Origin of the sequence: Streptomyces milbemycinicus, assembly GCF_002154605.1 — a bacterium.
Classification (GTDB): Bacteria; Actinomycetota; Actinomycetes; order Streptomycetales; family Streptomycetaceae; genus Streptomyces; species Streptomyces milbemycinicus.
The window spans coordinates 1-10213 of record NZ_MUNE01000500.1 but is presented as its reverse complement, the minus strand read 5'-3'; the positions used below and the strand labels follow the sequence as shown (position 1 = coordinate 10213).

Genomic DNA, 10213 nt, shown 5'->3' with positions numbered 1-10213 from the left:
CGACCAACAGAGTCCTTCAGGCACCGACGGCGTCGGTATCGTGATGCTGGTGGTGGCGCTCGCCCACCAGACGAGCCGGCTACGGCAGAGCGCCGCTCCGTGCGCTGCACGCCCGCAGCACCTGCTGAGGGCATCGGGGCAAGCCGAGGATCACGGGGCCGTTGAGAACTGCCACGTGTTCACGTTGAACAGGTAGCCGCTGCCGCCAGCGAACTTGAGGTACAGGTTGCGGGTCCCGGCCGCGCCGTGCACCGGGCAGGAGACGTTCACCCAGGTCTGCCATCCGCCGGTGCCCGGGACGGTGCACGTCCCTACCTGCGGGCCGTCGGCGCCGTCCAGGCGCAGCTCGATCCGGCCGCCGGTGGTCTGGGAGGAGACCCTCGCGGTGAAGGAGGCCGCACCAGCACGGAAGGCTGCGCCCTTGACCTTGATCCAGTCCCCGTTCTCGATCCAGCCGACGTTCATGCCGCCTTCGCTGGACGGCTGTGTTTCGATACCGGAGGCCCAGGCGCTGGTTTCGGCCTCCTGCCGGACGTAGGGGTTCAGCGTCCCTACCTGGGGTGCCCCGGCCGAACTCATGGTGATCGTCGGGAACGTGCCGTCAGCGTTGTACGCGAAGCGCTCCACCGCGACCGACCGGGTGAACCCGCCGCCGCCCGGCAGGGCCCCGTTGTGGTAGAAGAAGTAGGAGTTCCCCTTGTAGTCGACGACGCCGGCGTGGTTGGTGAAGCTGCCGCCCTCCCGCGGCATGATCGTCCCCCGGTAGGTCCACGGCCCCGTCGGGCCGGGCGCGGTCGAGTAGGCGATGAACTCGGAGCAGCACTCCGCCGCGAACACCATGTAGTAGAGGCCGTTGCGCTTGTAGACCCACGGCCCCTCCTCGTACAGGGTCGGGCGGTCCGGGTTCCCGGTGCGGCTGCCGAACCCTTCGGTGGTGAGGGGGATCCGGGTCGGGCTGCCCGAGTACGACGTCATGTCCTCATTCAGCGTCACATACCACAGGTTCGGGTTGCCCCAGTACAGGTATGCTTGCCCGTTGTCGTCGATGAAGACGGTGGGGTCGATTTCGCCGTTCTCCACCAGCGGGTGTCCGAGGGCGTCCTGGAAGGGCCCGAGGGGGCTGTCCGCGACCGCCACCCCGATAGCCATGCGTCCGGTGGCCGCGTTCGTGACCGGCACGTACCAGTAGAACTTCCCGTTCCGTTCGGTGACCTGGCCCGCCCACGCGTTCGCGCTCGCCCAGCTGAAGGTCTCCACGCTGAGCGGGGAGCCGTGATCGGTCCAGTTGGCCATGTCCGAGGACGAGAACACCCGCCAGTCCTTCATGGTGAAGTTCGTCGAGCCGTCCTCGTCGTGACCCGTGTAAAGGTAGACGCGCCCGTCGTGGACCAGGGGGGCTGGGTCGGCGGTGTAGATCGTCTGGACGACGGGGTTGTCCGCTCGGGCCGCGGTGGGCGCCAGTACGGCGGCGAGGCAGAGCAGGCTCAACAGCCAGATCAGGCTGCGACGGGGCATGAGGCCGAGCGGAGTTGGCACAGGTACGGATTTCATCGTTGCTCCCAACGTGGTGATCGCTTGTACTGCTCGTGCCGTGCGCGGGCTCCTCTCCTCGGACACGAGAAGCTTTCTGGCCCACCCGCACGGCGGCGCGCGGCTCGGCGTGCGGGCGGGGGCGGGGGTCCGCGGCGTCTCAGAGCGGGCTCTCTGCCTCGACGTCAGGCAGGCTGCGTACCGGGCGGCGCGGAGCGGTGTGCGTGCGGTCAGTTCTTGGAGCGATCCGTCAGCATGCGGGTGCCGCGTCCTGCCGTTTGACCGCGTACCCAGGTGAGTGCGCAGTCCGCTTGCATCGCGGCCTGGCGGGGCGGACGCGTGTGGACGGGTGAAGCGCGGGCGTCAGTGCGTCACACGGAAGGTGGCGTCCTCCCGGCCGGGCGATCCGGAGATCTCGTGGAGGTAGAGCACCTTGCCGGAGTGCCGGATGTAGCGGTCGGGGTAGTTGTAGGAGCGGAACGAGGACCAGTGGGCGTTGGCGAGGCCGGCTTCTTTGTAGAAGGTGGCGTCGGCCTTGAAGCCGGCGCTGCCGTCGCTGCTGGACAGGCGTACGTCGAAGTTCTGGTGGCGCAGGTACTGCCCTGGATGGTTGACCGACTCGAAGGAGACGCCGGCCGGGTCCGCCAGGCCCGGTACGAGGCGCCACTGGCTGTCTTCGTAGGGCTCGAAGGGCAGCTCGTCGATACGGCCGACGAATCCGGAGTGGCGTACGTAGGAGCCGGGGAAGTTGAAGGACTTGAGCCGGTTCCACTGGGTGCTGCCGTAGACGTGCACCAGCCTGTCGCGATCGGCCGCGGTGATGGGGTGGATCGCGTTGTGCTTGGAGTTGAGCGGGGGCGTGTAGTCCTGCCTGCCGAGTTGCGTCCACTGGCCGGACACGAGGTCGCCCTGCCAGACGTCGAACCTGTTGTTGGGGCAGAAGGTGTCGCCCCACAGGTACCAGGTCGGGGCGGTGAGGGATTTGACCAGGGTCGGCGCCTCGGTGCAGCCGTTGGCCAGGATGTTGTCGGTGTAGGGGGTGAAGCTCCCGGGCTCCAGCGATGCGGACCGCGTGCCCCGCAGGCCCGCGTTCCCGCGGACGTACAGGTAGTTCATACCGTTGACGCCGGTGATGACGGTGCTGTCGATGACGTCGTAGTCCTGGGCGTCGTAGAAGACGACGGGGTCGGTGGCGGTCACGAAGTCGCTGGTGTAGCTGACCATGATCACTGAATGGTTCGCGCCGGCGGGGACGGTGGAGAAGGTGATGCCGTACTGCCCCCGCTTCGCGTCCCAATGGATGGAGGGCGCCCAGGAGAACGAGTCCGGGTTGGTGCGGTTGACGGCGAGAAGGCGGTCCTGCGACCAGTTCACGAGGTCCGGGGAGGTCCAGACGTGGATGTTCGGGTTCGGCGCCCAGAAGTTGCTGTCGGCGATGTCGGTGGCGAGGACCACCCACGTGCCGTCGTTGAGGCGGTGGATGAACGGGTCGCGGATGCCGCCGGTTCCGGCCGTCGGCGTGAGGATGGCCTCGCTGTTGTTGAGCGGCGTCCATTCCAGGGCGTCGTCGCTCACGGCGAGATGGACGGCGTTGACGTTCCCGGCCCCGCTGAGGGACTCCTTGAAGTACGCCATGACGTACGCGTCGTCGGCGTTCGCAGCGTGGGCGGACGGGGCGATTCCCAGCATGAGGGCCGCTGTCATGGCCAGCGCGGCGATGGTTGCCGATGACTTCAGCAGAAGTCTCAGCCTGTGCAGAATCATGTGACGCCTCTCGATCAGGGAGGGATCCGTGTGCGGGGGGGTAGTGCTTTGCCGCGGCCTCAGGTCGGGCGGCCGTGAGGGTGGGGTCGCTGTTCGACCGTGGATGCGGACCGGGCCGTGCTGTCACGGGGACCTGTCCGCGCTGTGCGCTGCCTGGGTGAGGGCGCGTTGAACGGGCCGCTGGACGAGGGGTCGTGAAGCGGCCGTGCGCGAGGCGGCGCCGAGTGGCCAGATGCTCCTACACCGCGGTGGCGCTCAGGGTGTGGCCAGTTCGAACCGTCTGATGTGTACCGAGCCGCCGAGCGCGCGGGTTGCGTGGTGGAAGAGGGCGAATCGGTAGCCCATGAAGAACTGCCAGTCGTTCTTGAGGACGAAGGCGGCGCCCAGGAGGGCGAAGTTGGTGCCGTCGGTGCTGTAGGAGAAGTGGCCTTCGCGGCCCGTGCCGGGGCGGATGTCGGCGGTGGCGCGCAGCCAGATGCGGTTGCCGTGGATGCTGGTGCTGACAACCTCGCGGCCGGTGCTGGTGGTGTTCCAGTTGCTGTCCATGGTGAGGTCGCTGGTCACCACCAGGCGTTTGGCGGTGCCGTCGCGCTTGATGCCGATCCAGGCCGAGGAGTCTCGCAGGAGGGCGAGTCCGGCCCGGTCGCCGTCGCGCATCCCCTGGTGGTCGAGGATGACCGTGGCGGTGGAGGCGGGGCCCTGGATCCGGTGGGTCAGGGTGTTGCGGGCGGCGTAGAGGTCGTCGGTGACGGTCGCGGTCTGCAGGCGCAGCCCGTTGCCGGTGGACCACTTGGTGTTGTCCGGGTTGTGGTTCCACTCCCACCGCGGGGCGAGGCCCGGGCTGGTGAAGGTGTCGGTGACGGGGCCGGTCAGAGGTGTGACCTGGCGGGGCGGGGGCGGCAGGTTCGGCACCGGGTAGGAGGTTCCCCAGGCGCCGTCGAAGAGTTGGACGGTGGGCCAGCCGTCCGGGGACCAGGTGATGGGGGCGAGGGCGGGCATCCGGCCGCCGGGGTAGGCGTCGACGAACGCCATGTAGTACCAGTCGCCGTTCTGGGTCCGGACCAGTCCGCCCTGGTGGGGGACACCGCCTCCGGGGATCGGGCCGGGCAGGTCGAGCAGGAGCTGCCGCATCTCGTAGGGGCCGAAGGGACCGGTGGTGGACCTGAGGATGTACTGGCCGTTGGCCGGGCGGGTGACGAAGATGTAGTAGTTCCCGTTGATCTTGTAGAAGCGGGAGCCCTCCAGCACGCCGATGCTGGCCGGGGTGGTGAAGACGACCTCGTTGCGGACCTCCGTCGTCGCGTCCGGGGAGAGCTGGGCCACGCTGATGGTGGTGTTGCCGTGGGCGACGTACAGGGTGTCGTCGTCATCGATGAGCAGGCCCGCGTCGTAGTAGGCGGTGTCGATCACGGCGTGTCTGTTCCAGGGGCCTTGGGCGGCCGGGGCGGCGTAGAGGTAGGTCTTGGCGAAGTCGATCTGCCCGAGCCAGTAGAACGTCCGGTAGCTGGGGCGGTAGTTCAGCGAGGACGCCCAGATGCCTCTGACGTAGCCGCGGCCGCCGTTGAGGTCGTACTTCGCCCCGAAGTCCAGCACCGGGACCGAGTGGCCGGCGAACTCCCAGTTGACCAGGTCGTATGAGCGCAGGACGGGGGCTCCTGGTGAGTAGTGCATCGTCGAGGCGGAGCAGTAGTAGGTGTCGTCGACGCGGATGATGTCGATGTCCGCGAAGTCCTGCCAGATGACGGGGTTGGTGAAGGCGGCAGCGGCGGCCCCCGCGGTGTCCGGCGCCTTCGCGGCAGCGTGGGCCGATGGGGCGGCGCCGGTGAGGGCCGTGGCGGCGATCAGTCCGGCTGTCGTGGTCAGAGCTCTCCTGCGGCTGCACTCGCGTCCGGTCAAGGACATGCCAAATCAGTGCTCCTTGCTGGGCTTGGTTGACGCAACGGCTCCGAGAGTCAGGCCGGGCCGAGGGGTCAGCACGGTCCGGCTGTGACGCAGAAACAGATTCCGGTTCCGGTGGGCGGCTCCACGCGACTATGTTCGTGATATCGAACGTTGGTCGATTCTTCGACAAGCACGGATGATAGACGTCCGGTGAGGGCCGTCAACACCCTTCGTGCGGCGATTTCATGGGCTGCAATCAATCTGGCTGCTGGATCAACGACTTGCTGTGACACGTCTTGACGGCCTTGGTGGCCGCGCCTGCGGGCTGCAGATCAATAACACGCCGATTCAGGTTCTGCGCACGCGACTTGTACTACGTCGGCCTACCTGCGGCGACGTCGCACCGGGTAGGTGCTGAGATCGGCACTACCGTGGCGTAAACCTGCGTGTTGTTCGGAGGCGCACCCTAAGGGCCTACCGATCATCAAGGTGTTGCTTTCAGGTCGGCGGCTCGTTGACGTCGTATGCGCATTCCGGACGAGACGCGTGATCAACTTGCCGTGAGGTTCGCGGTGTTGTTCCCGCATCTGAACGAGCGGCAGCGGCGATTGCTGATGGCCGCGGAGGCCCGGGGGTTGGGGCATGGCGGTGTCCGGGCCGTGGCCCGGGCGGCGAGGTGAGTGAGACGACGGTCCGCAAGGTGTGTTCGATCTGGAGGCGGGCCAGTCCCTGCTGGGGCGGGTGCGGCGGCCGGGCGGCGGGCGTAAACGCGTCGCGGACCTCGATCCCGGGCTGCGAACCGCGCTGTTGCAGCGGGTCGAGCCGGATGAGCGCGGGGATCCGATGTCGCCGTTGCCGTGGACGACCAAGTCGACCCGCACGTTGGCGGTCGAGTTGACCCGCCAGGGGCACCGGGTTGGTGCGGATACCGTCGCCGCTCTGCTGCGGGAGGAGGGCTTCTGCCTGCAGGCCAACGCCAAGACGCTCGAGGGCTGTCAGCACGCGGATCGGGACGCCCAGTTCCGTTACCTCAACGAGCAAGCACGCGGCCATCGGGACACCGGGCAGCCGGTGATCAGCGTCGATGCCAAGAAGAAGGAGAGAGTGGTTTTCTGCCCCGGTTCGAGCCGGGACAGAAAACCACTCGCGGGCGTCAGCGCAGTTGCACGCTCAGGGTGCGGGCCTGGTAGCCGAGAGCGGAGGCCGCGGCCTGGGTGGCGCTGCCCCCGTGCTGCTTGTGCAGATCCGTGGCGAAGCGATCCACCTCGCGTGCCGCTTCCTGACGGTTGCCGCGCGTCAGGTGGGCCTGGGCGCGTGCGAGGTCCTGGGTGAGTGTCCGGGCGAAGAACGTGCCGGTGACGGCGGCCCTGTCGATCAGGCCCTTCAGCTGATTCTGGAGGGCGGCGATGCCGCCCGGTGTCCAGTGGGAGGGCACGGGCACCTTGGCGAAGTCCGTATCGGACGCGAAGTAGTAGCCAGGGTAGGACGCCTGGTTGTAGGCGGTCTGCTGGCGGGCCACCTCGACGCGGTACTGCGGGTCCTGCATGAGCGTGAACAGCTTGTGGTCGCTGTCCTGGGTATTGGTGTAGATGCGCAGGGCAGAGCTGTCGGTGGTGGGGACGGCCATCTCCTCGCGGTAATCGCCGAACAGGTCGGCGACCAGAGAGATGGGGCCCATGGTCCCGGTGGTCTTGAGGATGGTGCCGCGCTGGAAGTCGTAGAGCTCCGGCTGCTTCTTGAAGTTGTTGATCATCTGGGTGGTCATGTCAGGGGTGAAGCGGATACTGCGCTCGCTCAGCACCGGTGTGGTGGTGCTCAGCTGCTTGCCGGTGGCACTGAACAAACCGTGCTGGGACGTGCCTTCGGGCATGGAGGACCAGTTCTCCAGTCCACGGGTGTCCGGGTCGATGTCGCCGACCATGGCCTGTTCGGTGTCGAGGCCGCTGTAGGCGCCGAACAGGACCTTGCCGGTGGCCGCGTCGCGCATGGCTACGCCGTAGGGTGCGTTCTTCGCGTTCTCGTGGACGGTGTAGATCTCCAGACCCGGCCGGTCGGGATCGATGTCGGTGACGTGGATGCGGTCGCCGTGGCCCAGGCGGGCTGACTTGCCGGGGGCGTTGCTGCCTTCGGGCAGCGTGCCGTAGGAGCTGTAGAGCAGGCTGCCGTCGTCGTCGAGAGTCGCCGACCCATAGACGATTTCCTGGCGGCCGTCGCCGTCGACGTCGGCGGAAGTCATCGAGTGGAAGCCCTGGTCGGTGAGGGCCGCGTACTTGGGGTTGGAACCGTCCTTGGAGTGGGGGTCGTCATTGAACGGATTGGTCATCTGGCCCCAGCCGGAATCGGCGTACCACTGCTTGTGCAGTCGCTTGCCGTCCCAGGTGTAGGCGGCGACGGCGGTGCGGGTGTAGTAGCCGCGGGCGAAGACGGCGGAGGGGTGGCTGCCGTCGAGGTAGGCGACGGTGGACAGGAACCGGTCGACGCGGTTGCCGGGTTCGATGCGGGCCATGGCGTAGTCGCCCCACCGGAGGCCGTCGTCGGTGCGGCCGGGCTCGTAGTGCACGGTCTGCAGTTCGGTTCCGGTGGTGCCGTCGAATACCGAGAGGTACTCGGGCCCGTCGAGGATGAAGCCTTCGAAGTCGCGCAGGGCGTTCTTCGTTGAGCGGGCGGGGGCGTAGACGTCCATGAAGTAGTCGGCGAGCGACTTGGCGTCCTGCTCGGACAGGGGGTAGGAGTAGCGCGCGTCGATGCCGAAGCACTTCTCCAACGTGGCAGGCCACTGCCCGGACTTGACCTCTTTCTGGTTCTGCCAGTTGCGGAAGAGGTCGACGAGGTGCTGGTAGTAGCCGTCTTTGCTGAGCCGGTAGTCGTCGGTGCTGGTGTAGCCGGCCTTCCGGTCCGCCTGCGGCAGGGTGATGTAGCGCTGCGACTTGATGCTGCCGTCGCTGTTGTAGCGGATCGTCTTGGTGCCCGGTGCGGTCTTGAACATCATCTCCGAGCGGCCGTCACCGTCGAAGTCATAGACCAGGAACTGCGTGTAGTGCGCGCCCGCACGGATGTTGGGACCCAGATCGACACGGTTGAGGAGCGTGCCGTCCAAGCGGTACGTGTCGATCAGCACGCTTCCGGTGTAGCCGCGCTGGGAGTTGTCCTTGGAGTTGGACGGGTCCCACTTCACCACGTACTCGTAGGCCCCGTCGCCGTCCGTGTCACCGACGCTGACGTCGCTCGCGGTGTAGGTGTACTGCTCTCCGGCGGGTGTGACGCCCCCGGCGGGCTTCTTCAGCGGCAGGTCGTAGTAGTCGTGGTCCCAGGGGGTGACGGCGTCGCTCAGGTTGGTCTCGTGCCCGGCCACGACGGCCGCAACCCGGTAGGAAGCTCCAGCAGAGGCATCCTGATCCACATAGTCGGTGCTGTCGGTGACCGTGGCGATGCGCTTGCCGTCGCGGTAGACGTGGAAGTCCGCACCCGTCTGCCCGGCCTTCGAGCCGCCGGTCACCTCGTCGGCGAGCAGTCGCCAGGTGAGGAAGACGCCGTCACTGGTGCGCGCGGCGACCAGGCCTCGGTTGAGTTCTTCCAGCTGGATGTGTCCGGACCTGCCTGATGATGCAGCCTGCGCCGGAGGCGCGGCCTGGGCTGTCGGCAGGCCGGCACACATCAGCAACGCAGTCAGCGAGAGGGCGGCCACGCGTGGGCGTGATGGACGGAATCTCATGTGGGACGTGCCCTTTCTCCTGATGAATCGATTCATTCGCTGTAGGGAGAGACGCGTGCGTCCGCGTGAACAGGTGCGGGCGCGTGCGGACGGAAACGTCGTGAGGTCAGCTGAGCCGGGCGGCGGGTTCGGGGCGGTGCACGCCGCGGGGCCGGTAGCCCAGCGCGTCGGAGACTCCGGCGAGGTCGGACAGGTACCAGATGATGGCGAGCCACATCTCGGTGCCCTGCAGGCCGGGTTGAGTCTCGTGTGTGCCAGCAGTGGTGGGATGTGGGGCGCGGAAGGCGAACCCCCGGCCGTCGACCCAGTGCCCCAGCGCGTCGGTGAGCAGGCGCCGCGCGAGTGCGGTGACTTCCTCCGCGCGGTAGCCGAGGGCGCGGGTCAGCCACAGCGGGTGGGCGATGTCGAGGACGTTGCAGGCTGTCTGACGGTGCGCGCTGGTGTAGCGGGCGTCACGGGCGTGCGCGAGAACGCTGTCGATGACACGGTAGGGATGCGGTACGGGCAGGCCGTACTGGGCAAAAGTGCCGCGGCTGGCACGGTAGAAGCCGTTGACGGGCAACAGCAGTCCATCGGCCGGGCTTTCGGGGCCCCAGAGTCCCGTGCGGGGGTCGGCGCGGGCGAGGAGCCAGCCCAGGAGTGCTTCGAGGACTCCCGGCCGACCGGTCTCCTCGTGCCGACGGTTCCACAGCAACGCGGTCCCCAGCGTGTCGACCCAGTCGCCCGCGTACCAGGCGTCCTGCTGCCAGGGCAGCTCGTCCAGCGCCGTGACCACATCGGAGGCCGAGGCCTGGGCCACGGTGTGGACGGGATGGGGCAGGACACTGCCGAGGACGTCGAGGGCGTAGCCGACACACAGCAGGTGATAGGCAGTCGCCCTGTCGAACAGGCCGTCCTGGGAAGGCTGTTGCTCTCCGCCGGGACCGAGCGCGCCGATCAGTCCCGTAGCGGGGTCCTGCCAGGACTGCAGCCGCGCGATCTGGGCCTCGCGTGACAACGGATGGGGTGCGTGTCCCAGCAGCAGGTCGGCGATCTCGATCGCGTCGCACTGGGCGCGTACGGTTGGCTGCCCGCCCGGTGCGTCGACGAACAGGCCGCCTTGCACCGTCGGGGCGAAGCAGCGGGCGATGACGTCTTCGGCCTGCGCACGGGCGGTTTCGGCGAATGCGGAGACGGCAGCGGCCAGATCCGATGCGGTGACGGGGACGGCGGGGGCCGGTCCACGCCATCGCAGGACCCGGGCCGGGTTTCCGCCGACGACCGCGCCTGCGGGGACGTCCTTGGTAACCACGCTGCCGGCACCGACGACGGCGCCGTCGCCGACAG

The 10213-nt window shown here is 67.8% G+C and carries 4 protein-coding genes and 2 pseudogenes; 1 reads left to right on the top strand and 5 read right to left on the bottom strand.

Features of this window, described 5'->3' with window-relative positions; all coding sequences use genetic code 11:
- Positions 1–150 precede the first annotated feature (150 nt).
- The 3 genes from CCN51_RS35435 to CCN51_RS35425 all read right to left on the bottom strand — a co-directional run bounded on the left by CCN51_RS35435 (position 151) and on the right by CCN51_RS35425 (position 5196).
- The gene (locus CCN51_RS35435; protein ID WP_043487987.1) at positions 151–1515 is read right to left on the bottom strand and encodes a glycoside hydrolase family 43 protein; all 1365 of its coding nucleotides are present in this window, start codon (positions 1513–1515) and stop codon (positions 151–153) included.
- Between the two features lie 378 nt (positions 1516–1893).
- Positions 1894–3294 carry a glycoside hydrolase family 43 protein gene (locus CCN51_RS35430; RefSeq protein ID WP_014181148.1) on the bottom strand — a complete coding sequence of 467 codons (1401 nt, stop codon included), beginning with the start codon at positions 3292–3294 and terminating at the stop codon, positions 1894–1896.
- 255 nt (positions 3295–3549) lie between these two features.
- Positions 3550–5196, bottom strand: a complete 1647-nt coding sequence (locus CCN51_RS35425; RefSeq protein ID WP_014181149.1) for a glycoside hydrolase family 43 protein — start codon at positions 5194–5196, stop codon at positions 3550–3552.
- Positions 5197–5699: 503 nt separating this feature from the next.
- Between CCN51_RS35425 and CCN51_RS35420 the strand changes: the two are divergent.
- Positions 5700–6318: pseudogene (locus CCN51_RS35420) on the top strand (ISAzo13 family transposase); the annotation flags it as partial.
- Between the two features lie 10 nt (positions 6319–6328).
- On the opposite strand, the gene CCN51_RS59400 reads toward CCN51_RS35420, so the two are convergent.
- Together CCN51_RS59400 and CCN51_RS60240 are read right to left on the bottom strand one after the other, a co-directional pair.
- Positions 6329–8860: a rhamnogalacturonan lyase gene (locus CCN51_RS59400; RefSeq protein ID WP_014181151.1), complete on the bottom strand. Its 2532-nt coding sequence runs from the start codon at positions 8858–8860 to the stop codon at positions 6329–6331.
- Between the two features lie 1249 nt (positions 8861–10109).
- Positions 10110–10213: pseudogene (locus CCN51_RS60240) on the bottom strand (antibiotic acetyltransferase); the annotation flags it as partial.